The organism is Micromonospora sp. CNZ295 (genome assembly GCF_004217535.1).
On the sequence record NZ_SHKZ01000001.1, the window covers coordinates 3,028,366 to 3,052,113 of the forward strand.

The 23,748-nt window shown below is 71.8% G+C and carries 26 protein-coding genes and 1 pseudogene; 12 read left to right on the top strand and 15 right to left on the bottom strand.

The genetic code is table 11. The features are described 5' to 3' along the window. Position 1: 1 nt before the first annotated feature. Together EV376_RS14325 and EV376_RS14330 are read right to left on the bottom strand one after the other, a co-directional pair. Positions 2-409, bottom strand: coding sequence for a YciI family protein (locus tag EV376_RS14325; protein WP_130323506.1), 408 nt, complete (start codon positions 407-409; stop codon positions 2-4). Positions 410-627: 218 nt separating this feature from the next. Next, entirely contained in the window at positions 628-3,102 is a 2,475-nt protein-coding gene (locus EV376_RS14330; RefSeq protein WP_130323508.1) for a M14 family metallopeptidase, read from the bottom strand. 297 nt (positions 3,103-3,399) lie between these two features. On the opposite strand from EV376_RS14330, the gene EV376_RS14335 reads away from it, so the two are divergent. Continuing rightward, complete coding sequence (locus EV376_RS14335) at positions 3,400-3,855, top strand: pyridoxamine 5'-phosphate oxidase family protein (RefSeq protein WP_130323510.1); 456 nt, start codon at positions 3,400-3,402, stop codon at positions 3,853-3,855. Between the two features lie 23 nt (positions 3,856-3,878). Here EV376_RS14335 and EV376_RS14340 read toward each other — a convergent pair whose 3' ends face one another. Further along, positions 3,879-4,763 (bottom strand): sulfotransferase domain-containing protein, encoded by an 885-nt coding sequence (locus EV376_RS14340; RefSeq protein WP_130323512.1) that lies wholly within the window; start codon positions 4,761-4,763, stop codon positions 3,879-3,881. A gap of 243 nt (positions 4,764-5,006) precedes the next feature. Between EV376_RS14340 and EV376_RS30885 the strand changes: the two genes are divergently transcribed. The 3 genes from EV376_RS30885 to EV376_RS14350 all read left to right on the top strand — a co-directional run bounded on the left by EV376_RS30885 (position 5,007) and on the right by EV376_RS14350 (position 7,093). Beyond that, the gene (locus EV376_RS30885; RefSeq protein ID WP_486482625.1) at positions 5,007-5,138 is read left to right on the top strand and encodes a hypothetical protein; all 132 of its coding nucleotides are present in this window, start codon (positions 5,007-5,009) and stop codon (positions 5,136-5,138) included. Between the two features lie 353 nt (positions 5,139-5,491). Further along, complete coding sequence (locus tag EV376_RS14345) at positions 5,492-6,163, top strand: phosphotransferase (RefSeq protein ID WP_130323514.1); 672 nt, start codon at positions 5,492-5,494, stop codon at positions 6,161-6,163. A 141-nt stretch (positions 6,164-6,304) separates the two neighbouring features. Next, positions 6,305-7,093 carry an SIR2 family NAD-dependent protein deacylase gene (locus EV376_RS14350; RefSeq protein ID WP_130323516.1) on the top strand — a complete coding sequence of 263 codons (789 nt, stop codon included), beginning with the start codon at positions 6,305-6,307 and terminating at the stop codon, positions 7,091-7,093. A gap of 120 nt (positions 7,094-7,213) precedes the next feature. Here the strand turns inward: EV376_RS14350 and EV376_RS14355 are convergent, their stop codons facing one another. After that, a complete protein-coding gene (locus tag EV376_RS14355; RefSeq protein ID WP_486482626.1) occupies positions 7,214-8,008 on the bottom strand; it encodes a hypothetical protein in 795 nt (264 codons plus the stop codon). Between the two features lie 60 nt (positions 8,009-8,068). Between EV376_RS14355 and EV376_RS14360 the strand changes: the two genes are divergently transcribed. Next, positions 8,069-9,583 (top strand): aminotransferase class I/II-fold pyridoxal phosphate-dependent enzyme, encoded by a 1,515-nt coding sequence (locus EV376_RS14360; protein ID WP_165438006.1) that lies wholly within the window; start codon positions 8,069-8,071, stop codon positions 9,581-9,583. Between the two features lie 39 nt (positions 9,584-9,622). Here the strand turns inward: EV376_RS14360 and EV376_RS14365 are convergent, their stop codons facing one another. The 4 genes from EV376_RS14365 to EV376_RS14380 all read right to left on the bottom strand — a co-directional run bounded on the left by EV376_RS14365 (position 9,623) and on the right by EV376_RS14380 (position 12,742). Further along, the gene (locus EV376_RS14365; protein WP_130323520.1) at positions 9,623-10,369 is read right to left on the bottom strand and encodes a zf-HC2 domain-containing protein; all 747 of its coding nucleotides are present in this window, start codon (positions 10,367-10,369) and stop codon (positions 9,623-9,625) included. 112 nt (positions 10,370-10,481) lie between these two features. After that, positions 10,482-11,042 (bottom strand): sigma-70 family RNA polymerase sigma factor, encoded by a 561-nt coding sequence (locus tag EV376_RS14370; RefSeq protein ID WP_130323522.1) that lies wholly within the window; start codon positions 11,040-11,042, stop codon positions 10,482-10,484. A 202-nt stretch (positions 11,043-11,244) separates the two neighbouring features. Continuing rightward, positions 11,245-11,724: a YcxB family protein gene (locus tag EV376_RS14375; RefSeq protein ID WP_130323524.1), complete on the bottom strand. Its 480-nt coding sequence runs from the start codon at positions 11,722-11,724 to the stop codon at positions 11,245-11,247. An 88-nt stretch (positions 11,725-11,812) separates the two neighbouring features. After that, positions 11,813-12,742 (bottom strand): arginase family protein, encoded by a 930-nt coding sequence (locus EV376_RS14380; RefSeq protein WP_130323526.1) that lies wholly within the window; start codon positions 12,740-12,742, stop codon positions 11,813-11,815. A gap of 60 nt (positions 12,743-12,802) precedes the next feature. On the opposite strand from EV376_RS14380, the gene EV376_RS30190 reads away from it, so the two are divergent. After that, positions 12,803-12,952: a hypothetical protein gene (locus EV376_RS30190; RefSeq protein WP_165438007.1), complete on the top strand. Its 150-nt coding sequence runs from the start codon at positions 12,803-12,805 to the stop codon at positions 12,950-12,952. 37 nt (positions 12,953-12,989) lie between these two features. Here EV376_RS30190 and EV376_RS14385 read toward each other — a convergent pair whose 3' ends face one another. From EV376_RS14385 to EV376_RS14400, 4 genes are all read right to left on the bottom strand, one after another. Further along, complete coding sequence (locus EV376_RS14385; protein WP_130323528.1) at positions 12,990-13,817, bottom strand: alpha/beta fold hydrolase; 828 nt, start codon at positions 13,815-13,817, stop codon at positions 12,990-12,992. A gap of 47 nt (positions 13,818-13,864) precedes the next feature. Continuing rightward, positions 13,865-14,266 (bottom strand): MmcQ/YjbR family DNA-binding protein, encoded by a 402-nt coding sequence (locus EV376_RS14390; protein WP_130323530.1) that lies wholly within the window; start codon positions 14,264-14,266, stop codon positions 13,865-13,867. A gap of 70 nt (positions 14,267-14,336) precedes the next feature. Further along, positions 14,337-14,981 carry a DNA alkylation repair protein gene (locus tag EV376_RS14395; RefSeq protein ID WP_207228551.1) on the bottom strand — a complete coding sequence of 215 codons (645 nt, stop codon included), beginning with the start codon at positions 14,979-14,981 and terminating at the stop codon, positions 14,337-14,339. 75 nt (positions 14,982-15,056) lie between these two features. Then, complete coding sequence (locus tag EV376_RS14400) at positions 15,057-15,776, bottom strand: MBL fold metallo-hydrolase (RefSeq protein WP_130323534.1); 720 nt, start codon at positions 15,774-15,776, stop codon at positions 15,057-15,059. 64 nt (positions 15,777-15,840) lie between these two features. Between EV376_RS14400 and EV376_RS14405 the strand changes: the two genes are divergently transcribed. Next, positions 15,841-16,404 (top strand): TetR/AcrR family transcriptional regulator, encoded by a 564-nt coding sequence (locus EV376_RS14405; protein ID WP_130323536.1) that lies wholly within the window; start codon positions 15,841-15,843, stop codon positions 16,402-16,404. Between the two features lie 60 nt (positions 16,405-16,464). Here EV376_RS14405 and EV376_RS14410 read toward each other — a convergent pair whose 3' ends face one another. Next, positions 16,465-17,556 carry a P1 family peptidase gene (locus tag EV376_RS14410; protein WP_486482627.1) on the bottom strand — a complete coding sequence of 364 codons (1,092 nt, stop codon included), beginning with the start codon at positions 17,554-17,556 and terminating at the stop codon, positions 16,465-16,467. Continuing rightward, positions 17,508-18,611, bottom strand: a complete 1,104-nt coding sequence (locus tag EV376_RS14415) for a DNA glycosylase AlkZ-like family protein (protein ID WP_130323538.1) — start codon at positions 18,609-18,611, stop codon at positions 17,508-17,510. Before EV376_RS14415 ends, EV376_RS14410 begins: the two co-directional genes overlap by 49 nt. Before the next feature lie 48 nt (positions 18,612-18,659). On the opposite strand from EV376_RS14415, the pseudogene EV376_RS30890 reads away from it, so the two are divergent. Together EV376_RS30890 and EV376_RS14425 are read left to right on the top strand one after the other, a co-directional pair. Then, positions 18,660-18,854, top strand: a pseudogene (locus EV376_RS30890) (hypothetical protein); the annotation flags it as partial. Positions 18,855-19,369: 515 nt separating this feature from the next. Beyond that, positions 19,370-19,684 (top strand): hypothetical protein, encoded by a 315-nt coding sequence (locus EV376_RS14425; protein ID WP_130323540.1) that lies wholly within the window; start codon positions 19,370-19,372, stop codon positions 19,682-19,684. A 15-nt stretch (positions 19,685-19,699) separates the two neighbouring features. On the opposite strand, the gene EV376_RS14430 is transcribed toward EV376_RS14425, so the two are convergent. Continuing rightward, positions 19,700-20,485, bottom strand: a complete 786-nt coding sequence (locus EV376_RS14430; RefSeq protein WP_486482628.1) for a FadR/GntR family transcriptional regulator — start codon at positions 20,483-20,485, stop codon at positions 19,700-19,702. A 135-nt stretch (positions 20,486-20,620) separates the two neighbouring features. On the opposite strand from EV376_RS14430, the gene EV376_RS14435 reads away from it, so the two are divergent. From EV376_RS14435 to EV376_RS14445, 3 genes are all read left to right on the top strand, one after another. Continuing rightward, positions 20,621-21,907, top strand: a complete 1,287-nt coding sequence (locus EV376_RS14435; protein WP_486482629.1) for an ABC transporter substrate-binding protein — start codon at positions 20,621-20,623, stop codon at positions 21,905-21,907. 77 nt (positions 21,908-21,984) lie between these two features. Beyond that, a complete protein-coding gene (locus tag EV376_RS14440) occupies positions 21,985-22,932 on the top strand; it encodes a carbohydrate ABC transporter permease (protein WP_207228155.1) in 948 nt (315 codons plus the stop codon). Beyond that, positions 22,929-23,744: a carbohydrate ABC transporter permease gene (locus tag EV376_RS14445; protein WP_130323544.1), complete on the top strand. Its 816-nt coding sequence runs from the start codon at positions 22,929-22,931 to the stop codon at positions 23,742-23,744. The genes EV376_RS14440 and EV376_RS14445 overlap by 4 nt, the downstream gene beginning before the upstream one ends. Positions 23,745-23,748: the final 4 nt, after the last annotated feature.

The window sequence follows — 23,748 nt, forward strand, 5'->3', positions numbered from 1 at the left end:
GTCAGTCCGTGATGGTGGGCGGCTCGGTCAGGAAGGGGCGCAGCTCGAGCCACTCGTGGATCGGCTTCCCGCCCGCTCCCGGGGCGGCCGACAGTTCCCCGGCCAGTTCGACGGCGCGCTCGTAGCTGTCCACGTCGATCACCATCCAGCCGGCGATGAGGTCCTTGGTCTCGGCGAACGGGCCGTCGGTGACCGGCGGGCGCCCCTCGCCGTCGGACCGGACCCACGTCCCCCCGGGGGCGAGCGCCTGCCCGTCGACGAACTCGCCGGTCTTCTCCAGCCGGGCCGCGAAGTCGTTCATGTACTGCACATGCGCCGAGATCTCCTCCGGCGTCCACCGGTCCATGGGCACGTCGTTGACCGCTGCCGGGGCGCCGCGGTAGTGCTTGAGCAGCAGGTACTTGGCCATCGTGGTTCTCCTCGATCGGGTGCGACCCATTCTGGTCACGTTCACCAAGGGGACGGAGCCGGGCACGGGTTCTCGACGTCGCCGCCAGATTTTCTTGCCGGCCCCACCGCCCTTGATCGGCGATGCGCCAACCGCGGCTTGAGCACGCACGAGGCCGTCGCCCCGCCAGCGCGGGCGCACTGGCGGGGCGACGGCCGGAGGACGGTGACCGGACGCGACTACGGCGTGATGGTGATCGTCGCCGTGCGGTAGTTGTCGCGCTTGTCGTTCTTCGTCGGGTCGTAGTTCTGCTCGATGTTGCCGGCGGAGTCGACCGAGAACCACTTGAACGTCGTCGTCTCGGTCACGTGGAACACCTGCCCCGGCTCGCGGAACTCGGTCGCCTGGTAGCGCGGCGACTCCAGGGTGGGCCGGCTGCCGTCCGTCGTGTAGTAGATGGTGGCCGGCTCGCTCGTCTCGAAGCGCACGTCCACCGGGCCGGAGTAGTTCCCGCCGCCGGGAACGAGCTTGGATGTCGGCTTCTTGTTGTCCTTGCCCCACTCCGCCGCGATCCGGAACATCTCCATGATCCCGTTGGCGTACTCCATCGTCTCGGCGTGGCCGCTGACCAGCTCCGGGTTGCCCACCCAGGCCGGCTGGAAGGAGCCGCCCTGCCAGTTGCCCGTGGCCGGGTTGTAGATCGAGCCGCCGACCTCCCAGCCGAAGGCGTAGATCCCGTACGTGTGGTACAGGTCCTCGCGCACGTTGCCGGCGGAGGAGTACAGGACGTCCGACGAGCCGCCGACGTTCTCCGGCGTGACGACGGTCTCCCGGTACGCCTTCACCTGCGACAGGATCCGGCCGGCCGACTGCCAGTAGAACGCCTCGTCACCCAGCGGCGGGCGCGGGGTGGTGATCCGCCCGTCGGCGATGTAGGCGCCCGGCTGCCAGAACAGCTGCCCGCCGTTGGAGTGCACCGACATCATGAACTTGATGTTCCGGTGGTTCTCCACCAGCCAGACGATGTTCTTCGACTCGGGCTCGGACAGCTTCTCCGGTCCCTGGTAGGTGTCGCTGACGCAGCTGTTCGACCCGCCCGCGTAGCCGTCGTGCGCGGAACCGACCCGGTAGTTCCGGTTCAGGTCGACGCCCCAGGAGTTGCGCCGGGCCGGATCGGCGTTCTCGTCCGGGCAGTGGTTGGTCAGGTTGCGGCGCTGCGAGGCGAAGTTGTAGAAGCTGTAGTTCGCCCCGTCGGGGTTGTTGGACAGGATGAAGAAGACGTCGGTGTTGTCGACGATCTTCTTCGTGTCCCAGTCGGACTTGTAGTTGTGCACGAGGCGCTCGGCCGCCTCCAGCGACGTCGTCGCCGGCACCCACTCGCGCGCGTGGTCCTGCGCCTGGATCAGCACGCCCGGGTTCCGCCCGTCGCGGTGCTTGCCGATCCGCAGCACCGGGATCGTGGCCGGGCCGCGCGGCACCTCGCCCTCCGGCGCGCCGGCGCGCTTCTGGTCGAGGAAGTCGGTCAGCGCGACCGGGCCGGCCGTCGGCGCGACGATGCCGGTGCCCGCGTTGGTCCGGTACGGGTGCGCCCGGTCGATCAGGCCGTCGGACTGCGTCTCGAGGGCGTTCGCCACCTGCGCAGCGGTGCTCGCGAGCGCTCCGGACGCGTTCTTCGCGAGCAGCACCCGGACCGCGTTGCCGGTGACCTCGACCGCGAGCGGCAGGTTCGCCCCCGGCCGGTCCACGAACTCGACGGTGATGTCGTTGCCGCCCTCGTGCCCCCACGCCGCCGAACTGACCACGACCGCGGACTGCCCGGTGCCGCCGATCGTGGCCTGCGCCTTGCGCTGGTACCCGTTCGTCTTGTTCGGCAGGTAGACGATCTCGGCGATGCCCGGGTACTGGCGGGCGATCTCCTCGGCGCGGCTGTAGAGCTGCTGCGGGGTCCGGTAGCCGTCGACGAAGTTCCACTTGTAGCCCGGGTTCGCCGTCAGGGGCGGCGGACCGTCCTCGAGCCAGTTGGAGACGTTTCCGGTGGCGACGCCGCCGGTCGAGCTCGTCACCCGGATCTGGCTCGGGCGGGTGTCGAGCTTGAACAGGTTCCGGTGGAACATGTACTGCCCGGAGTCGACGAACCGGCTCATGGTCCGGGCGAAGCCGAACGGCGTACCGGCACCTGAGTCGTTCTCGAGCTGCATCGTGACGACCGGGTTCGTCTGCAGCCCCTCGGTGGTACGCGCCTCGACGTAGAGGAAGCCCTGGCCCTTCGTGGTGAACCAGTCGGCGCGGGCGATCCGTACCGTCGCCTCGTGGCTCAGCGCCTGGGTGGCCTGCGCGCGGAGGGCGCGCAGGCCGCCGTCGGCCTCCTCGCTCCAGGCGAAGCCCTCGCCGTCGCCGAGGATCCGTACGCCCATCGCCTCGAGCTCGGCGATCTGCCCGGCGGTCACCACCGCCTCGCCCTCGATGCCGTCCGGCACGCGCTTGAGGCCGTGTTCGAGGTCGAAGCCGGCGGCGACCACCTCGTCGAGCATGTCGGCGCCGGTCAGCTGGACGCGGACGAGGCGTACCGATTCCTGGTCCGCCGACTGGGATCGGCCCGAGTCCGCCGGGGCCGATGCGGTGGGATCCGCGCCCGCCGGCCCGGTGGCCACGAGGACGCTCCCCACCAGGGCGGGCAACGCGAGAAGCGCGATGCGTCGTTGAATGCCTCGCATACTCTCCCCTTCTGCTTGCGACATCTGGTGGCCTGCTGGTCGGGCCCGGTTGCGGGACGGGCCGGTCCGGCAGACCGGATTGCTTAGCTCGCGCAGGGCAGGCCCGTCAGGACGTTGCTCCGTCCGGACGGGGTCGGGGAGTACCGGTAGCGAGCCGCGTGCGGCGAGTGTATGGACCTACGTCGTTACCGGCGGTCGCCCGGCACCGGAGTTGAGGATCACTTGAGGCAGGACCCGTCGGCGGCGGCCGTGCGGGCAAGCGAGCCGGTCGGCTCCGACGGGTGCCACCATGTGCGTATGACCGCATGGCGGGAAGTCGAACGGGCCGAGCCGGAGTTCGCGCAGCGGGTACGCGCGTTGTTCGACGCCCACCGGCACAAGACCATCGCGACGCTGCGAGCCGACGGGTCGCCGAGGATCTCTGGGATCGAGGCGGCGTTCGAGGACGGCGAACTCGTCTTCGGTTCGATGCCGCACGCGCGCAAGGGCGCGGATCTCCGTCGGGATCCGCGGTTCGCCCTGCACAGCGCCACGGTCGACCCGGTCGACGGCGCGGAGGCGGCATGGCCGGGCGAGGCGAAGATCGCCGGCCGGGCGATCGCCGCCGGACCGCTGACCGATGGACCGGACGGCGAGCGCTTCCGCGCCGACATCACCGAGGTCGTGCACACCCACCTCAACCAGGAGGCCACGCTGCTCGTCATCGAGTGGTGGACCCCCACGCACGGGCTGCGACGGACCGAGCGTGAGTGACGCCGCCCGCGCGAGCGGCAGCGCTATCTGCCCCGCGCGCCGGCAGACTGGTCGCGTGCCGGGTAGCCGAGGACCTCTACGAGATCGCCCGTCGCGGCGGTGAAGGCCGCGTAGATCTCGTCATCGAAGTGGTTGCGCCAGTCGCCGGCCTTCCCCTTCCGGTAGTGGGAGACCTGCCCGGCGGCGGCTCCGTCCTTCCGCATCTTCGAGAAGCTGTAGCGCGACAGGAGGGCCTCCAGTTCCGCCGGCGGCAGGACGATCCCGCAGTGCCGCAGCAGCTGATCCATCTCCTCCAGCTGCCGCTCGCCGGTCAGGTCCTCGTAGCGGAACAGACGGACGGTCTCGGATTGCGGGGCGACCGCCCACGACCGGAGCTGCTTGAAGGTGTATCGCCGGGAGAGGCGATCGATGACGTACAGCAGCCCTTCCTTCATGGGCTTCTCCTGCAGGATCTTGCGCGCCTGCAGAATGTCGCCCATAGGCGCGTGTGAGTTGCGGAGGGAGAAGTAGCTGGAAACGACGATGTCACGCGGGTCGCGGATCACGAAGAACGCGCGGTGGTTATCGGGTTTGACGATTTGCTGGAACCGTGGATAGGAGTGGAAGAGGGCCAGCCCTGAACGGCCCGGCGGGATGACCGGCAGCGAGCGCCGCTTGTAGAAGCGCGGGTCGTAGGGCAGCAATCCGGAATATTGGTAGACGACAGGATCGCTGAACATGGCCTTGATCCATTGGCTGCCCGTCTTGTGCACAGTGCAGTGATAGACGTTCTCATACTCGGATCGCGCGATCACCGGAACGGTCAGCCGCATTTTGGCGTTGCGGGTTTCGAGTTGCGCTCGGCGCGCCAAAATCCGCATGGAGTTGGGCGTATGGTGCTTGGAGAACCCGACAACTCGCTTGATCATTGTCCAAACCTTGTCCGTACCGGCCTGGGGCAAACGTCAATATTTCAGACTTTGCCTTGTCCGTCCCGTATGTCGACATGCCGCTAGGAATATCGCCGACGGCCGTATCAATGTCAATCCCCTACGCTGGGCGACCGGTCAGTTGCTCAGAAGCATGATCGAAGGTGCCGGACCCGGCCGCGTTCAGCTCGGCCTTCCCATTGTCGCCCCAGGGCCTCGGCTAAACACTTTGAGCCCCACCGGGTGGACGGTCCCGACCTGGTACGACTGGGCATCGCCCCCGCCGCTCGCCGGGACGAGGAGCTGGCCAGCCGGATGGTCGACGACGTGACGCGGCCGGAGCGCGGCCTCCTCCCGCCGGGAGCGCCGCCGTAGCGGCGCGCTGGGACAGGGTGCTCCACGAGCTGCTGCTCGACAACGGATGGGACCGCGACGAGCCGTGGACACCGTTCCAGCGCGACCTGGCGCAGCCCGTGCAGGACTGCGGCGTGCGGGTCGAGGCGATCGGCCCGGAGCAGGCCCACCTGCGGGCCGAAGTGCAGCGCGCGGCGTTCGACCGATCGACCTTCACGGATGCGCCGAGAGCGCCAACGTCGGCGCCGTCGCCGCCTACCGGTCGGCTGGCTTCCGACAGCTTCCCGACGTGCCGGACCTGCGCCGGAGGGCTTAGCCGGGACGCCGGGGGTCGTCCCCTCCGGAATGGTGAACGCGACCGTTACAGTCGAGGCGTGATCACTCCGGTCCCGCTGGCGTCAGGACGGGAAGCCGACGTCTTCGTCATCGACGAGCGACGTGTCCTCCGCCGCTACCGGCACGGCGCCGACGTGGCCGCCGAGGCGGCCGTCATGGCGTACCTGGCCGACCTCGGCTTTCCGGTGCCGACGGTGTACGACGCCCACGGCGGCGACCTCGTCATGGAGCGACTCCACGGGCGCACCATGCTGTCCGCGTTCACCGCCGGTGACCTCGACGCCGTCGACGGGGCCGCCTGCCTGGCCGACCTGCACCGCCGGCTCCACGCGCTGCCGCCCCGGCACAGCCAACGCGAGGACGTCCGGATCCTGCACCTCGACCTGCACCCGGACAACGTCATGCTGACCAAACGGGGGCCGGTCGTCATTGACTGGCACAACGCCACCGAAGGGCCTCCGGACCTCGATGTGGCGGTCTCCGCGATCATCCTCGCCCAGGTGGCCGTCGACGAGGCGAACCCACTGGCGGCGCCGGCCGCAGCCCTGCTGCACGCCTTCCTCGACCGTGTCGACGGTGACCCACTCGCCGCCCTGGACCAGGCCGTGACGAGGCGGCGGAACGACCCGGCGCTGACCGATCTCGAACGGGAGCGACTGGGCGCCGCCGCGGCCCTCGTCACCGGTCGCCGGCGACGGTGGTCCGCGTAGGGTCGACGGGTGGCGCGGGTGTCGGGTGACCGGCAGGTCGGGCGTGGGCAGGACGACGCCGCTGGACGGGCCGGCCGATCGGCGCGCCCCGGGCGGCGGTGGGGCCCGGCGAGTCCCGGCCTTCCGGCAGGATCTCGTCGTATGGAGAGTGCTCTGTCGCGTCGTGCCGCCGAGCTGCTCGGCGCGGCCCGCCGGGTCGTCGTCTTCACCGGCGCCGGGATCTCCGCCGAGAGCGGCGTGCCCACCTTCCGCGACGATCTCACCGGCCTGTGGGCGCGGTTCGACGCCGAGCGGCTCGCCACCCCGCAGGCGTTCCACGCCGATCCCGATCTGGTCTGGGGCTGGTACGAGTGGCGGCGCGCCCGGGTGCGGCGAGCCGAGCCCAACCCCGGGCATCTGGCCATCGCCGCCATCGAGGCCCGGGTCCCGGACAGCACCGTCGTCACCCAGAACGTCGACGACCTGCACGAGCGAGCCGGGAGCCGGGCGCCGGTCCACCTGCACGGCAGCCTCTTCGCGCCCCGGTGCCTGACGGCGGCGCACCCGGCGGCGTTCGACGACGTTCCCGACGAGGAGACCGCGCCGCCGCACGAGGGCCGCCGGATCCCGCCGCCACGGTGCGGGTCCTGCGGCGCGCTCGTCCGGCCGGGCGTGGTGTGGTTCGGTGAGGCCCTGCCCGAGGCGGCGCTGGCCGCCGCGGTCGGAGCCGCCGCCGCCTGCGACGTGCTCCTGACGGTCGGCACCTCCGGCGTCGTGTACCCGGCCGCCGAGATTCCCCGGATCGCGGCACGCTCGGGAGCCGCCGTGATCCAGGTGGACCCGGAGCCGACTCCACTCGACCGGGTCTGCGCCGTCAACCTGCGCGGCACTGCGGCGGGTGTCCTCCCGTCCCTGGTGGCGGCCGCCTGGCCGGGGGCCCGGGGGAGCTGACGGCGGCTGCCTGGCTGGGGGCCGGGGGAGCTGACGGCGGCTGCCTGGCCGGGGGCCGGGGGAGCTGACGGCGGCTGCCTGGCCGGGGCCCGGGTGAGCTGACGGCGGCTGCCGCGCCGGTCAGGCCGGGGCGAGGTCGGTGCAGTACGCGATCGACGCGTCGTCCGCCCGCACCGCGTGCTGGGCCTCCGCCCGCCGGACGCGGTGGATGACCTCGGCGGGTCCGCTCGACGCCAGGACGCTCATCAGCCCGGGCCAGTCGGTCAGCCCGAACCGGTCCACGATGCGGGTGGCTCCGTTGCTGAGCAGGGCGGCCCCGGCCAGCTCGGCGACCGGACAGCGGCCGGTGACCGCCTCGTCCGCCGCGCGTGGGTCGTCCTTGGCCAGCCAGAAGCCGCCCGGCTGGTTCCGGTTGGCGCGCAGGTCGCGCAGGAGCCGGTGGCGCTCGGCACTGTCCTCGGCAGTGGCCTCGACGGCCGCCTGGTACGACCGGCTGATGACCACCTCGCGGGGGTCGGTGACGACCAGGGGATCGTCGTCCGCCCGGTCCAGCACCAGGAACGAGTCACCCAGCACCAGGTACTCGACGAGACCGCCGGACCGGCGCAGGACGGCCACCGTCGCCGACGGGCTGATCGGGTTGGCGACGTCGCAGGCGTCCCGGTGGACGTCGGTGACCTGCTCGATGGCCTCGGCGAGCAGCGCCGGCAGACCGCGGTCCGGCGCGTACGACAGGAGGCCGAGCAGGGTGCCGCCCAGGCGGGTGGCGTACCAGGCCACGCCGTGCCGGCAGATCGCCTCGGTGCCGGGGATGCCGGCCCCGTCGATCAGCACCGCCGCCGTCGGCACGGCACCGGTGAAGTCCTCGTTCGCGCGGCCGGTCCACGCCGCGACGCTCGCCATGGTCACCCGCACGGCACGCCTCCCCGAGTCGACGGGTCGATGCTGTCACATGATCGAACTATCCTCCGCCCCATGACTTCGAACCCGTCGACCGGGCGCGACACGAACCCCGCCCTGGACCTGTCCGCCGAACAGATCCGGGACGTGGGCGCCCGCGCGGTCGAGTGGGCCGCCACCTACCACGACTCGATCCGGGACCTGCCGGTCGCCCCGCGCACCTCCTCGGCCGAGCTGGCGGGGTTGCTCGCCGAGCCGCTGCCGGTCGAGGGCCGCGACTTCGCCGACCTGCTAGCGGTCTTCCGCGACGTGATCGTCCCCGGCAGCCGGCACAACGGGCATCCCCGCTTCTTCGGCTATGTCTCGGCGCCGGGAACCGCGGTCGCCGCCGTGGCCGACTTCCTCGCGTCGGCGCTGAACCCGAACCTCACCGCGTGGCGCTCGGCGCCGGCCCCCGCCGAGCTGGAGCACGTGGTCATCGACTGGATCAAGGAGGCTCTCGGCTGCGCCCCGGACGCCGGCGGCCTGCTCATGAGCGGCGGCTCGATGGCCAACCTCACCGCACTCGCCGCCGCCCGGCACCGCCACTGCGGCGAGGCGGTCGCCGCCCAGGGCGCTGCCGCCCACTCCGCGCCGCTGCGGGTCTACGCCTCGACCGAGACCCACCACTCGATCCACAAGGCCGCCGCCCTGATCGGGATCGGGCGGGCCAACGTCTGGGAGATCCCGGTGGACGGTCGCCTCCGGATGGACGTCGGTGCGCTGGCCCGGGCCATCGAGGAGGACCGGGCCGCGGGAGCGGAGCCGTTCTGCGTGGTCGCGAACGCCGGAACCGTCGTCACCGGTGCCGTCGACCCGCTCCCGGAGATCGCGGCGGTCGCCCGGCGGCACGGGCTGTGGATGCACGTCGACGCGTGCTACGGCGGGTTCGCCCGGCTCGCCCCCTCGGCCCGCCCGCTCCTCGACGGCCTGGCGGAGGCCGACTCCATCGCCCTGGACCCGCACAAGTGGCTCTACCTGCCGGCGGACTGCGGCTGCCTCATCTACCGCGACCCGGCGGCGGTGCGCCCCGCCTTCAGCCTCGACGCCGACTACACCCGCGTCGTGCAGACCGAGCCGGCGGAGGCCTTCGCCTTCTGGGACTACGGCCCGGACCTGTCCCGGCGGTTCCGGGCGCTCAAGGTCTGGATGGGGTTGGCGCACGCCGGCTCGCGCGCCGTCGGCGACGCCATCGAACGCAACCTGGACTGTGCCCGTCACCTCGCCGAACTCGTCGACGCGAGCGACGACTTCGAACTGGTCGCGCCGGTCGAGCTGTCGATCTTCTGCTTCCGCTACCTGCCGCCCGGCGTACGCTCCGGCGCGCGGTCGCCGGCCGACGAGGCGGACGTCGACCGGCTCAACGAACGGATCATGGTCGCGCTTCAGCGGGCGGGCAGCTCGTACCTGTCGAACGCGACCGTCAACGGCCGCTTCGCGCTGCGCGGCTGCGTGCTCAACTACCGCACCACCCGGCGGGACATGGAGATCCTGCTCGACGACGTGCGCGACGCCGCCGAGCGGGTCATCGGGGAGGCGCGGGCCGGCTGACCCCGGTCCGAGGATCCGGCGCTCGGCGCGGCGGCTGCCTCAGGCCGCCGTGCGGTGGTGGGCCGAGCCCGGATACGGCGGGCGCAGCAGCCGCAGGCCGGGCTCCGGTGTCTCGTCCTCCACCGGGATGCGCCAGCGGGGCCGGTCGCCGCGGGCCCGGGTGGACGGGCCGTCCGGGCGCAGGCCGGGCCGGGACATGGCGACCACGATCGCGTAACCGGCGAGCAGGAAGGCGTGGCTGACCAGGCGGGCGGTGTCCACGCGGCCGGTGACCAGATCGTTGACCGACAGCAGCACGAGCGTGCCCACGAACGCGCTCAACATGGGCACCAGCCCCGTCGGACGGGTGCGGCGGGCGGCGACGAACAGGAAACCCGCGCCCACGGCCACGTTCCACGCCGCCGCCTCGTGCCACAGGTGCCCGGACGCCAGCGGGCCGCCGGCGTGGACGTGCGGACCGGCCGCGCCCCGGCCGACCTGCACCAGACCCAGCAGCACCTGCGCCGCCCCGATCAACCCGAGCGCCGCCCGCAGCGTCAGCGCCACGCGCTCCCGCCGGGACCGCCGCGGTCGCGCGGGCAGCGCGGCCAGGACCGCGCCGGTGAGGTCCGGGCCGGTCACGCTCACCGACAGCCGGGCGCGCCGGGTCACCGCCGCCGCCCGGTCGAACCACGCCCGGCACTCGCCGCACCCGGCCAGGTGGGACTCGACCGCCGTACGCTCGGCCGGAGTCTCCTCCCCGTCCAGCTGAGCCGACAGCACCTCACGCCACTGCTCGCACCCCATGTACCGGTAGTCGCGCCAGCGGCGGCGTTGGTTCCCGCGACCGGTGCGGCAAAGGTCACTGCGCCGCAGGTCACGTACGCCCTCGGTGGGCCGGCGGAATCGCCGCGACGGCTCAGCCGGCGGCGCCACCGCGGGTCTGCGGGCCGGGCCGGGCGTTCACGGCGGCGACCAGGTCCGCGCGGGCCCGGGCCACCCGGGACCTGATCGTCCCGACCGGGCAGCCGCACACCTCCGCCGCCTCGGCGTAGGACAGCCCGAGGACCTGGGTGACGACGAAGGCCTCCCGCCGGTCGGCCGGCAGCCCGGCGACGAGCCGCTCCAGTGCGACCTGCCGGTCGAAGTCGCTGCGAGCCGGGTCGACGGCGTCGTGGGAATCCGACATGGCCACCGTCCGTGGCCGGGATGTCGCCGCCCGCACGTGGTCGACGGCGACCCGGCGGGCGATGCTGAGCAACCACGTACGCGCCGAGGAGCGTCCCGCGAACGACGGGAGCGACCGCGTCGCGCGCAGGTAGGTCTCCTGCGCCAGGTCGTCGGCCTCGGCCGGCGAGATCAGCGCCGCGAGGAAGCGGCGGACCTGCTGTTGCGTGGCCCGGACGAAGGAACCGGCGGCATCCCGGTCACCCCGGCCCGCTTCGAGTGCCCAGGCGGTGACCTGCTCGTCGTCCGTCACCTGGGGCACCTCCGTCGGTACGTGAACTACCACCTGTAGTAGTAGTCAGACCGTAGCGTACGGCACCCCTGGCGCTGGTCCCGTCCCATGCTGGTACGGAGCGCGACCCGGCCCGGATCATCGATCCGCACAACCGTTCGGGAGGGGGCGGCGCCGACAGCGGTGACGGCAGCCGTGCGCTGCCGACCGGCGTGCCGGCTCGTCACCTGGCGGCTGGTCGCAGGGCGTTGACGAACGCGGCGAACGCGGCCCGCTGCTCCTCGGTCAACGGGCCCTTCGGAATCGTGATCGCCTGGAGCTTGCCGAACATGACGTACCAGGCCTCGGGCGTGTCGACGGCCTTGCCAAGGCCGCTCCACCGGAACCGCGACTCGGCGAGCGGGTAGGTCAGGGTGACCCACTCGTCGTCCAGCGTCAGCTGGAATCCGTCCTTGATGACGTTGGACTGCATGCGCATCGACTGGGCCACCGTGATCGGCTCGATGGCGAACACGAACAGGAGCCCGAGGAGCAGCGGAGCGTAGAGCAACGGCATCGTCGGCTCCAGCGCCACCGGGACCAGACCGAGGATGATCAGCACTCCGCCCAGGACGCGGAGGGACTTCAGCTGCGGGCGGAGGACGAAGCGGAGGGTGCGCCGTAGCTGCTTCTCGTCGTAACGGACCCACACGGAGATCTGCACCGGCGAATCCTAGGCCCACGGGGGTGGTGCGGTGGGGCCCGGCGGCGGCGATGCTCGACCGATGCGCGGCGGTGCCGAACCGGAGCGGTCAGGAACGGAGGCGGGCTCCCCGGTCGACGAGGCCGGCGGCAAGGGCGTCGCCCACGGTAGACACGTAGCGACGGATCAGCTGCCCGTCCGGATCATGCCCAGGATTGACCTCGGTCAGGACGACGGCTGCCAGTCCGTCGGCACCGCTGGCGACCCGCAGCGCGCGACCGGCCTGCGCCAGGGTGACTCCCGTGCCGTAGTGCGGGAAGTTGGCCAGCGGCAGGTCGCCGGAGTCGACCGCGTCCACGTCGAAGTGCAGCAGAACGCCGACCGCCGTCCGCTCCAGAGCCTCCAGCGCGCTGGCGGCGCAGCCGGACGGGTCGGCGCGGACCTGGTGGTCGGCGAAGCGCAGCAGGCCGGGGCGGGCGTCGAGGACCGACGGGCGGAACGTCTCGGGATCCGACTCGTCGAATCCGAACAGGACGAGCCGCTCGTCGTCGAGCATCGGATGCTGGTCGGCGATTCGGGCCAGCTCGGTGTCGGCGAGGCCGAGCAGATGGGCGACTCCCATGGCGTCCAGCACCCCGCCGGTCGTCGTGTCGGGGGGGGCCAGGTCCGCGTCCCCGTCGAAGTAGAACAGCCCGACCTGCGGGCGGGACCGCAGCAGCCCGGCGACGACGCCGACGGTGATCGTGCAGTCGCCCCCGATCACCAGGGGGATCGAACCCTGGCCGACCACCGCGGCGACGAGATTGGCCACCGCCCGCGCCACCCGGACCACGGCGGGAAGGTTGCGCCGGCCGGGATGCGCGTGATCCACGGCGAAGACCTCGCTGACCACGTCCCCGCGGTCGTCCACCGACAGGCCCGCCGAGCGGAGCCGGTCGACCAGCCCGGCCTCCCGCAAGGCCCGTGGTGCGCTCTCCTGGCCCGCGTGGTGGGCACCGGCGCTGCTCGCCACCCCCAGCACGACAAGATCAGCCGCCATCGCAACCTCCCGACGGTCGACCGGCGTACGTCGACATCATCCGCTCGCGGGCGTAGGGGCGTGCGCGAACGGCACAAACGCTTCCCGCTCGGCGCGAGCGTCACGGTCGACGACATGCCGGCCGGCGGCGACGCCGTCACCCCCGCGTACCGCAGCGGAAAGCGGTCACCGAACAGCGCGCCCGCGTCCCGCTGGACGTTGGGTCGGTGACGTGCCGGTGCGGAAAGATCGGAGCGCAGGGCGTGGCTCAGGTTGTCGTGGCCGCCGAGGTGAGCCAACGGTGCAGCGTCGTGGCCAGTCGTACGGGCTGGTCCAGGTGGACGAGGTGGCCTGCTCCGTCGATCAGCGCGAGTCGAGCGCCGGGGATGAGTTCGGTCAGGCGGTGCGCCCGGTCGACCGGGATCCACGTGTCGTTCTCGCCCCACACCACCAGGACCGGCAGGTCGAGACGGGGATAGAGCCCTTCGATCTCGTCGGTGTAGGCCTGGTCCGCCTGCGCGATCTGCCGGTAGAACGCCGCCTGTCCGTCAGCGCCGAGCCAGGGCGAGACGAGGGCCCGCAGCTGGTCCGGCGTGAGGCCGACGTGACTGGCTCCCGCGATGTAGGCCCGGAGCGCCCCTTCGTGCACGGCGCTCGGGAGCGCGCTGAAGACCTCGGCGTTGTCGCGGACGAGGCGGAAGAAGTCCGAACCCCACGGGGCCAGCGCCACCACGTCGACCAGCGCCAACGACGCGAACGCGGAACCGTGCAGGAGATGGGCCCGCAGGGCGACGGCACCGCCGTAGTCGTGCGCCACGACATGCGGGGACCGCAGCTCCCAGTACGCGAGGAGATCGGCCAGCAGTTCACCCTGGAGATCCAGTGACACCCGGTGCTCGGGGAGTTTCGAGGACCGCCCGTAGCCCGGCATGTCCCAGAGGTGGACGGTGAACTCGTCGCGCAGGGCTTCGGCGAACGGGCCCCACAACTGCGCGGACCACGGCGTCCCGTGGCAGAACACGACGTCGGGCCCACAACCGGTGCGCCGCCACCGCACTTCCCGGCCGCGCCACTCGAACACCTCGGTCAGCTCCATCCGGCCAACCCTGCCAGACGTCACCGGGGCACCGGTGCCGAAGTGCGCTACCCCGGCCTACCGCTCTGGTCCGGCAGCAGCGGGCCGTCGTCGAGGTCGCCGACGAGGTCGGTCGGGGCGCGCATCCGCCACGCGTCGGTGACCAGCTCCGTCAGGCGGTCGACGCTCACCGCCGCCAACCGCACCATGACCAGGGGCAGTCCCCCGTACGCGGGCGTGGTGAAGAACAGCTCGGGCTCGCCCAGGAGCAGCGCCTGCTTCTCCGCCTCGTCGCCCACGTACAGGACGGCGATGTCGGTGCGGATGCGGCGCGGCCTGCCGGGCACGCGCTCGGGATAGGACCAGACGAATCCCTTGTCGGCGACGCGGAAGTCGAAGCCCTCGCTGTCGATCTCGACCGCGTGCGGCAGGGCCAGCGCCAGGCGGCGGACATCGTCGGCGTCAGCCATCGAGTTCCCGCCAGGACACCGCCGCCCGCATCCCGACAGCCTAACCGCCGCCGGCCCCCGGGGCGCCTTCCTACCCGCCCTGCCGTCGACGCACCATCTCGGTGATCCAGCTGGGCGCGTACGGGGATGTGCAGCCCGGGGGTGTCGGGTAGTCCTTGAGCACCGCCAGGCGCTCGCCGATGTCGAGGGCGCGGGCGCGGTGGCCGGCGTGCTCGATCCCGATCTGGGCCAGGCAGTGGTTCATCGCCCACTGCAGGCGGTCCGGGGCGTCCCGCAGCTCCGCCTCGATGACGTCGAGCAGCCCGGCGAGGTCGAGGCCCTCCGGGTTCTTCGCCACGCGCTCGGTGGTCAGCGCCCAACCGGCACTCGCGACCACCGGGTCCGGATCGGCGAACCAGGCCCGGCGCAGCTCCTCGGCGTGCGGGCTCTTCTTCACCACGTAGTTCACGAGCCAGTCGTGCACCTTCGGGGTGCGTGCCTCGCGCAGCATGAGGTCCAACTCGTCACGCGCGAACGCCTTCGGGCGGCAGATCAGGATCGCCAGCAGTCTCGCCGCGCTGTCGCCGGTCTCCCAGAGCTGGCGCGCGAGGTCCTGCTGCGTCTTCAGCCGCTTGGCGACCGCGCGAAGCTTGCCGAGGTTCACGCCGTGATCGTCGCCGTGTCTCTCGTTCACCTGGCGTGACTTCGGGTCCTCGAGTGCGGCGAGTTCGGCCATCACCTCGGCGACCGTCGTCCCGGTCGGCGTCGTCCCGGCCACCTCAGCCTCCTGTCGTCGCCTGCGCGTCGCAGCCTACGACGAGCCGGCCGCGGCGCGGTACGCGGCGAGCAGCGCCGGTACACCGCCGGTCCACGGCGCGCCGTGGCCCGGGATGACCCAGTCGGCCCCGATGTCCGCCACCCGGGTCAGCGCCTCGGCGGCGGCCGCCGGGTCGTCGGTGAACGGTGCGGGCTGCGGGCCGGTCGCCCCGGTGAGCACGTGCCGGGTGGTGAGGGCGTCGCCGACGAACAGCGCGCGGACGGCCGGGACGTGCACCGCGACGCTTCCGGGGGAGTGCCCGGGCAGGCTGATGATGCGCGGGGCGCCGGGCAGGGGGAGCACGTCGCCGTCCCGGAAGACGGTCACCTCAGCCGGGTGCCGGGTCCGCAGGCCGCCCTTGCCGGCCGCGTAGGCGAGGAACCGTACGGTCGGCGCGAGCCGCACCTTTCCCCAGGCCGGGCTGGTGCTCTCCGCGCCGCGCGCCCGCGCGGCGTCGGCCTCGTGCACGTACACCGGAACGCCGTTGTCGGCGCGTAGCCGCTCGGCGAACCCCAGGTGGTCGGTGTCGCCGTGGGTCAGGACGATGCCGCGTACGTCGTCGAGGTCACGACCGGCGGCGCGCAGCTCGGCGCGCAGCTCCCGGTAGTGACCGGAGAGGCCGGCGTCGATGATCGTCACGCCGTCGGGCGTGATGACCAGGTGGACGGCGACGAGGTCGTTGCCGATGCGGCGGAGTCCGGGTGTAAGTTCCATGATGGCTACGATAATTAGCCATCATGGCTAAGGTCAATAGCCATGCGAGCGACAGGAGGTGTCGGTGCCCACACCGGAGCGCACCACGACCGAGGCGGTCATCGCCGCCGGCCGGGCGATCATCGAGGACGGCGGGTTGGACGCGCTGACCATGCAGGCGGTCGCGGCCCGGGTCGGAGTGCGCGCGCCGTCGCTCTACAAACGCGTACGTGATCGGGACGAACTGGTCCGGCGCATCGTCGAGGCGACGGTCGACGATCTCGGCACCCGGCTCCGGGCCGCCGCCGGCGGCACCGGGGACGATCCCCGTGCGGCGCTCGTCCGGCTCGCGCACGAGCTGCGCGCGTTCGCCCACGAGCGACCCCACGGTTACCGGCTCGTCTTCGGCCCGCTGCCGTCCGGTGCGCGCGCCGAACCCGACCAGCTGGCCCGCGCGAGCGCTCCGGTGCTGGACGCCACGCGGAGACTCGCCGGCGACGAGAACGCGCTGGAGGCCGCGCGCACCGTGACCGCGTGGGCGAACGGCTTCCTGTTCATGGAGCTCGCCGACGCGTTCCAGCTCGGCGGGGACGTGGACCGGGCGTACGCCTGGGGGGCCGCGCGGATCGTCGACGCGATCGCGCGCTGACGCCGCACGGAGCCGCCCCGGCCGGACCGCTCCGCCGGGGTCGGCGCGGACCCGTCGGGGTCAGCCGCCCGTGGCCAGCCGGCCGGCCGCCGCCAGGCGCCGGACGACAGCCTCGTGCGGCACGGCGTGGCTGGTGCGCCCACCCGGACCGCTGGTGGTCGTGGCGGTGATGAGCGAGTTGAGCAGCGCCTCCTCGACCGAGTCGAGGACGGCGGCGAAGATCGGGTTGAGCTGCGCGTCGGGGATCAGCGGCCGGCCCGGCGGGGCCGTGCTGACGGCGATCGCGTAGTCGCCGCTGCCGTTGCTGTACGCGGCGCCGACCCGACCCATGGCGAAGATGGCGCGCCGGGCGAGGCGACCGAGCTGCCGGGCGTCCAGGGGAGCATCGGTGGCCACCACGATCATGCAGGAGTTGCCCGCCGGCTCGGCCCGGTCGGCGGCCGGGATCAGCTCCTCGACCGGCATCGGGACACCGAGCACGGTCAGCAGGCCGCCGAAGTTGGACTGGGTCAGGGCGCCCACCGTCACCGGGTCACCGGCCATCGGCACCAGCCGGGACGCGGTGCCGATGCCGCCCTTGTAGCCGAGGGCCGTGGTGCCGGTCCCGGCGCCGACGCAGCCCTCCGCCGGCGGAGCGGCGGACGCGCCGGTCACGGCGCCGAGCACGTGCTGCTCGGTGATCGGACGCCGGCGGATGTCCGAGAGATGGCCGTCGTTGGTCTCGCCGACCAGCGGGTTGAACGACACGGCGTCCGGCCGGCGGTCCATCAGCCAGGTCAGCAGCGCGTCCGCGGCCCGGAACACCGACAGCGTGGCGGTGAGGACGATCGGTGACTCCAGCACGCCGAGCTCGTCCACCTGGGTCGAGCCGACCAGCTTCCCGTAGCCGTTGCCGGAGTACACGGCGGCCGGCAGGGTCCACCGCTCCGGGCCGAGCCGGCTCGGCACCACCGCCGTGACGCCGGTGTGCAGGTCGCGGCCGTCGTCGACGGTGGTGTGCCCCACCAGCACACCGGGGACGTCGGTGATGGTGTTGTGCGGCCCGGTGGTCAGGGGACCGACGACGATGCCGAGATCGCGGGCGCGGCGGATCGGCGGGGTCATCACGTCCCCGCCGCCGTCGCCGGCCAGCGGACGTCGAGGCGGAGCCACCGGGCCAGGTCCTCGATCTCGGCGCGGACCGCGGCGGTCACCTCCGGTGTGAACGGGACGTCCTCGTGGATCGCGTTGACGACCAGGGCGCCGGCTCTGCGGTCGGCGGTCGCGTCCAGCTTGCCGACGAGCCGGTCGTGGTGGAGGACCGGTAGGGCGAAGTAGCCCCAGCGGCGCTTGACCGCGGGCTTGTACATCTCGAGAACGTATTCGAAACCGAAGAGCTGCTCGGCGCGTACCCGGTCGTGGATCAGCCGGTCGAAGGGCGAGAGCAGCGCGGTGCGGCCCTGGAACGGCAGCCCCACGTACGCGGGGTGGACCCGCCAGGTGCCGGGGGTGCCCTCGACGACGACCTCCTCGCCGGCGTCCCCGACGTACGGTGACTCGCCGGGGATCTGCGGCCCGGTGGCCCGGGCGATGCCGAGCGCCGCGAGCCGGCGCTCGTTGCGGACCCGGACCGCGACGTCGTGGTCGAGGCTCGGCAGGTCGGCCGGGTGGACCCGCTCGGGAAGGTCCCAGTAGCGCTCGCGCCCCTTGCGGCCGGAGATCGCGACGTACCCGCGCAGTGCCATGGACTCGAGCATCCTGGTGACGTTGCGGTTGTTTGTCCAGCCCGACGACGGCCACGGCACGACGCTGGTGTCGGGGACGTCCCGGGAGAGCAGCGGCCCGTCGCGCGCCAGCAGCGCCAGGATGTCCCGCCGGAAGGACTCGTTCGCCGCCAGCCACGCGCGGGTGGTCGGGTGCGTCGGGGTGCCCCGGGCCTCGGCGATCACGGCCGGCAGGTCGCGGGGGGACCGGATGTACGCCACGGTCTCGACGAGCGTGCGGTCGGTCTCGATGGCCCGGGTCAGGGCCGCTGGGTCGTAGGTCGGGCCGAGCCGGCTCCACAGCACCAGGTCGGCGCTCGGCGCGAGGGCCGCGGTGGGGTCGATCTGCAGGAACGTCAGGCGTTCGACGACCTCGACGATGCCGGTCGGGCGGGGCGCGTCGAGCAGCTGCGCGTGGATCGCGATCCGACGTGCCTCGTCCCTCGTCAGACGCTGGACGGTCATGGCGCCGACCCTAGCGCCAACCGCTGACGAGAGCTGACCGCCACTGCCGTGCCGTCCCGCCGGCGAGCGGAGGTTTCCGGTGCCCGGCTCGGGGAAGCCTGCCGCATGGCCGAGACCTTCGCGGATCAGGACCTCGCGACGCTGCGGTCGATCGCCCGCGGCGCCGGAATCCCGGACACCGAGCGCATGCCGCACGACGAGCTGGTCGACATGCTGCGCCGGGCCGGACTGGCCGAGCCGGACGGCCGGCCGGTGGACACCGAACCCGCCGAGTCGGGTGGAGCGGGCGGATACCACGCACGAGGTGTCGGACGGCGCGAGTCCGCCGGCGGGCCGGCCGCACAGCCGGCCGGTGCCGTGGACCAGCCGACGCGCGACCCGGCCGGGTTGTCCGGGCTGCCCCGCAGCGACCTCTCGCTGGGTGACCGGAGCACGGGCGGGCGGGCCGCCGAGGAGGCGATCGGGGCGCGGCGCGGCGAGACGACGATCGAGGACCGGGCCCAGGACGCGCGTGGCGTGCAGGGCGAGATCCAGGATCCGGCCGGGTTGTCCGGGCTGCCCCGCAGCAGCCTCAAGCTGGGTGACCAGAGCACCGGCGGGCAGGCCGCCGAGGAGGCGATCGGCGCGCGGCCCCACGAGTCGGGCACCGAGATCGACGACCGCACGGAGCGCTGACCCGCGAAACCGCCGCCACCACGCGGCGTACCGGCGCGATATCGTGACGGCCGGTCGTCGGGCGACGGTGAGTGGGGTGGCGGGTGTCCTTGCGGGGTGGTTCGGGCTCCGTCCTGGGCGGAGTCGCCGTGGCCCTGGTCGGGCACGCGGTCGCCGTCGGCGCGGCGCTCCTGCCGTACCTGTACTACGACGCCGGCACGGCGGACCTGGAGGCCGGCGGCCGGTTCGGCGTGGCCTTCCTGATGCTGGTCCTGTTCGTGTTCGCGGAGCTGGTCGTGCTCGGCGCCGCCGTCCTCACCGCGTACGCGTTCGATCTGGACCGCTTCCTCGCGGGGCTGGGTGCGGCCGGGTGGCTCGGCATCCTGCTGATCTGCGGCGTCTGGACCTTCGCCCGGTAGCCGGGACGGCGCGGCTCAGGGCCGCAGCAGCATCTCGCCGTCGCCCACCGCCGGGTCGGCGGCCTTCTCCCAGATGGCCTTCATCTCGTCGAAGGCGTGCTCCATGATCTCCACCATCGCGCTGCGGGCGCGTTCGCCGTCGCGTCGCTGGATCGCCTGGGCCACGTCGGCGTGCAGTTGGAGTGCCTGCTCGTGCGGGTGGTGCGGCATCAGGTTGTAGTGGTGCCGGCCGCTGAGCACCTCGGCGACGAGGTCCTGGAGCTTGACGAACATCTCGTTGCCGGACGCGGCCAGCACCCGCTGGTGGAACTCGATGTCCAGGCGGAGGAACCGCTCCTCGTCGCCGGCCTTGCCGGCGGCCCACATCTTGGCGGCGAGCCCGACGAGCTCGCTCGCCTCGTCGTGACCGATGCGGTCGGCGGCCAGCCAGGCGGCGTGCGGTTCGATCGCCGTGCGCAGCTCGGTGATCGAGCGGATCTGGGCGATGCGGCCGGCCGAGGCGAGCCGCCAGCGGATCACCTGCGGGTCGAAGACGTTCCAGGCGTCCGCGGTGCGGATCGTGACGCCCACGCGACGGCGGGTCTCGATGAACCCGATCGACGCCAGTACCCGCAGCACCTCGCGGACCACCGAGCGGGACACCGCGTACCGGTCGACCAGTTCGTCGATGTTGAGGATCGAACCCGGTGGGAGCTCGCCACCGCAGATCGCGGTGCCGAGGTGATCGAGGACGCGTGCGTGCAGCCCGGCCTCGGCAGAGGCGTTCTGGGCAGCTGCGGCCCCGGAGGAGTACCGTTCCACGCCACGGAGCATATCAGTTAGATCAACCTCTTGTATAAGTCTGCTTTTTCGACCTAGCATCCGGCGTTAAGCGGATGTAAACGCCGAGGTAGCGCCCTAGCCGGGGTTGCGACCGGGACAGAAGGAGAAACAAGCGTGCGACGTCGAGCAATAATCGGCACTTCTCTGGCCGTGGTCGCCGCCATGGGCCTGGCCGCCTGCGGCGGCGAGGACGGCGGCAGCGGCTCCGACACCCTCCGGGTGACGCTGGTGAACCACGTCTGGACGGAGAACATCAAGAAGGCGCTGCCGGAGTTCGAGAAGCAGAGCGGCCTGAAGGTCGAGGTCACCCAGCTCGGTGAGGACCAGCTGTCGGACCAGTACAACGTCAAGCTGAACGCCGGGTCCAGCGACATCGACGTGATGATGTACCGGCCGCTGCAGGAGGGGAAGCTGTTCGCCAAGAACAAGTACCTCGCCGACCTGAGCGAGCGGGCCAAGTCGGACAGCGCCTTCGAGATCGCCGACTTCCAGGACGGCCCGGTCCAGGCGACCACGTACGAGGACAAGCTGGTCGGCGTGCCGATCATCACCGAGCAGGAGGTCCTGTACTACCGCAAGGACCTGCTGGAGAAGTCCGGCTTCACCGCCCCGCCGAAGACCCTTGACGAGCTCAAGGCGCAGGCGGCGAAGGTCGAGGCGGACAACCCGGGCGTGGCCGGCTTCGTGGCCCGTACCGGCAAGTCGGCGGCCGTCACCCAGTTCTCCAGCTTCCTGTACAGCTTCGGCGGTGACTTCGTCGACGCCAGCGGCAAGGCGTCGGTCAACACCGAGCAGGCCAAGCAGGCGTACGCCTACTACGGCGGCCTGCTGCGCGACCACGGCCCGGCGAACATCAGCACCGACATGAGCTGGTCCGAGGCGATGGCGATCTTCACCCAGGGCAAGGCCGCCTTCTACACCGAGGCCAACTCGCTCTACAAGAACGCCACCGACCCGGCCAAGTCGAAGGTCTCCGACACCGTCGGCTTCGCCGTCTTCCCGGCCGGCCCGGGCGGCTCGAAGCCGTACAACGTCCCGTCCTGGGCGCTCGGCATCAACGACGCGTCCAAGAACAAGGACAACGCCTGGAAGTTCATCCAGTGGGCGGCCGGCAAGGAGCAGTCGCTGGAGCAGCAGAAGGCCGGCGTCCCCGGCGCCCGTACCTCCGTCTGGGAGAACCCGGAGGGCACCGCGACCTACCCGGCCGACCTCGCCGAGGCGACCAAGGTCAGCACCGCCAACGGCATCGGCCACGACCGCCCGCTGGTCGTGAAGGTCGCCGAGGCTCGCGAGATCGTCGGCCAGCCGATCGTCGACGCGATCACCGGCAAGGACTCGGCCGCCTCCGCGGACGCCGCGAACGAGGCGTTCCAGAAGTTCCTCGACGACGAGGCGAAGTAACCCGACCGCGGGTGGCGGGGCCGACCGGCCCCGCCACCCGCGCCGGACCCTGGCCGCCCTGAGACCCCGGAGACCTCATGTCAGCCGTCACCACACCAGCCACCAGAACGCCCGAGGCGCGCCCCACGTCGGCGGACCCGGCCTGGTCGCGCTGGCTCAACGCGCACCGCAAGTGGCTCTTCGCGGCACCCGCCATGGCGTTCGTCGCCGTGCTGATCATCTTCCCGGTGGCGTGGACGGGGTATCTCAGCCTCACCGACGCCGAGGGTTCGGTGCGCGCCGAGAGCGAGTTCATCGGCTTCCAGAACTACCTGGAGGTGCTCGCCGACACCGACCGGTTCTGGCCGGCGGTGTGGCGCACCGTCCTCTTCACCGGCGTCGTGCTCCTCGTCGAGGTCGTGCTCGGCATGGCGATCGCCCTGCTGCTGTGGCGGCCGTTCCGGGGCGAGAAGTGGGTCCGGGTCGCCATCCTGCTGCCGCTCGTGGCCACCCCGGTCGCGGTCGGCATGATGTGGCGGCTGATCTTCGACCCCAACATCGGCATGGCGAACCAACTGCTCAGCTATGTCGGGATCGGCCCGCAGCCGTGGCTGTCCGGCCAGAACTCGGCGCTGCCGACCACGATGTTCATCGACATCTGGCAGTGGACGCCGATGGTCGTGCTGATCCTGCTCGCCGGCCTGACGTCGCTCTCCGACGAGCCCCAGGAGGCGGCGCTGATCGACGGCGCCAGCACCTGGCAGCGCTTCCGGCATGTCACGCTGCCGCTGCTGATGCCCACCGTGATCGTCGCGATCCTGCTGCGCGGCATCGACGCGCTGAAGACGTTCGACATCCTGTATGCCACCAAAGGCCGTGGCGGCGGGTCGTTCCACGAGGTGGAGACCCTCAACGTCTACGCGTACGGCCTGAGCTTCGACTACAACGACTACGGCGTCTCATCGACAGTCCTCATCATCTTCTTCCTGATCATCATCGGGGTGATGTGGGCCCTGACCTACCGCAAGAAGGGGCTGGAGCGATGAAGCCGAGCAAGCCGTTCAAGGCGTTCCGGTCGGTGGCCCTCGTCGTCGTGGTGCTCGCGCTGGTCGCGCCGCTGCTGTGGATGGTGACGGCGTCGCTCAAGACCAACGTCGACATCTACGACCCGGAGAAGACCTTCGCCTTCTCGCCCACCCTGACCAACTACGACACCGTCCTCCAGCGGGCGAACTACGTCGAGTTCATCGGCAACAGCCTCTGGGTGGCGCTCGCGGCGACGGTGCTCTCGCTGATCCTCGGGGTGCCCGCCGCGTTCTCGATGAGCCGCTTCAACATGAAGAAGTCCGCGCTCGTCGTGCTCATGGCCCGGGTGATCCCCGGTGTGTCGCTGCTGGTGCCCTGGTACTACGTCTTCTCGAACCTGCAGATGGTCGGCGGGTACACGGTGCTGATCCTCAGCCACATGTTCGTGTCGCTGCCGCTGATCGTCTACATCATGATGGGCTACTTCGACGGCCTGCCCACCGAACTCGAAGAGGCGGCGCTGGTCGACGGCCTGACCCACATCGGCGCCTTCCGGCGGATCACCCTGCCGCTGTCGGTGCCCGGCGTCGCCACCGCCGGCATCCTGTCGTTCATCTTCTCCTGGAACAACTTCATGTTCGCCCTGGTGCTCTCCGGCGCCGACACCAAGACGCTGCCCGTGGCGATCTTCGACTTCGTCGGCTACGCCAGCATCGACTGGGGCGGCCTGATGGCGGCGGCCACCGTGGTCACCCTGCCGATCATGGTGATCGCCCTGTTCGTGCAGAAGTACATCGTCTCCGGCCTGACCGCCGGCGCCACGAAGGGCTGAGGCC

Excerpts from the sequence above, each read along its gene's own strand:
- EV376_RS14325 (WP_130323506.1), bottom strand. The coding sequence starts at position 409 with ATGGCCAAGTACCTGCTGCTCAAGCACTACCGCGGCGCCCCGGCAGCG.
- EV376_RS14330 (WP_130323508.1), bottom strand. The coding sequence starts at position 3,102 with ATGCGAGGCATTCAACGACGCATCGCGCTTCTCGCGTTGCCCGCCCTG.
- EV376_RS14335 (WP_130323510.1), top strand. The coding sequence starts at position 3,400 with ATGACCGCATGGCGGGAAGTCGAACGGGCCGAGCCGGAGTTCGCGCAG.
- EV376_RS14340 (WP_130323512.1), bottom strand. The coding sequence starts at position 4,763 with ATGATCAAGCGAGTTGTCGGGTTCTCCAAGCACCATACGCCCAACTCC.
- EV376_RS14350 (WP_130323516.1), top strand. The coding sequence starts at position 6,305 with ATGGAGAGTGCTCTGTCGCGTCGTGCCGCCGAGCTGCTCGGCGCGGCC.
- EV376_RS14360 (WP_165438006.1), top strand. The coding sequence starts at position 8,069 with ATGACTTCGAACCCGTCGACCGGGCGCGACACGAACCCCGCCCTGGAC.
- EV376_RS14365 (WP_130323520.1), bottom strand. The coding sequence starts at position 10,369 with ATGGGGTGCGAGCAGTGGCGTGAGGTGCTGTCGGCTCAGCTGGACGGG.
- EV376_RS14380 (WP_130323526.1), bottom strand. The coding sequence starts at position 12,742 with ATGGCGGCTGATCTTGTCGTGCTGGGGGTGGCGAGCAGCGCCGGTGCC.
- EV376_RS14385 (WP_130323528.1), bottom strand. The coding sequence starts at position 13,817 with ATGGAGCTGACCGAGGTGTTCGAGTGGCGCGGCCGGGAAGTGCGGTGG.
- EV376_RS14390 (WP_130323530.1), bottom strand. The coding sequence starts at position 14,266 with ATGGCTGACGCCGACGATGTCCGCCGCCTGGCGCTGGCCCTGCCGCAC.
- EV376_RS14395 (WP_207228551.1), bottom strand. The coding sequence starts at position 14,981 with ATGGCCGAACTCGCCGCACTCGAGGACCCGAAGTCACGCCAGGTGAAC.
- EV376_RS14400 (WP_130323534.1), bottom strand. The coding sequence starts at position 15,776 with ATGGAACTTACACCCGGACTCCGCCGCATCGGCAACGACCTCGTCGCC.
- EV376_RS14415 (WP_130323538.1), bottom strand. The coding sequence starts at position 18,611 with ATGACCGTCCAGCGTCTGACGAGGGACGAGGCACGTCGGATCGCGATC.
- EV376_RS14440 (WP_207228155.1), top strand. The coding sequence starts at position 21,985 with ATGTCAGCCGTCACCACACCAGCCACCAGAACGCCCGAGGCGCGCCCC.
- EV376_RS14445 (WP_130323544.1), top strand. The coding sequence starts at position 22,929 with ATGAAGCCGAGCAAGCCGTTCAAGGCGTTCCGGTCGGTGGCCCTCGTC.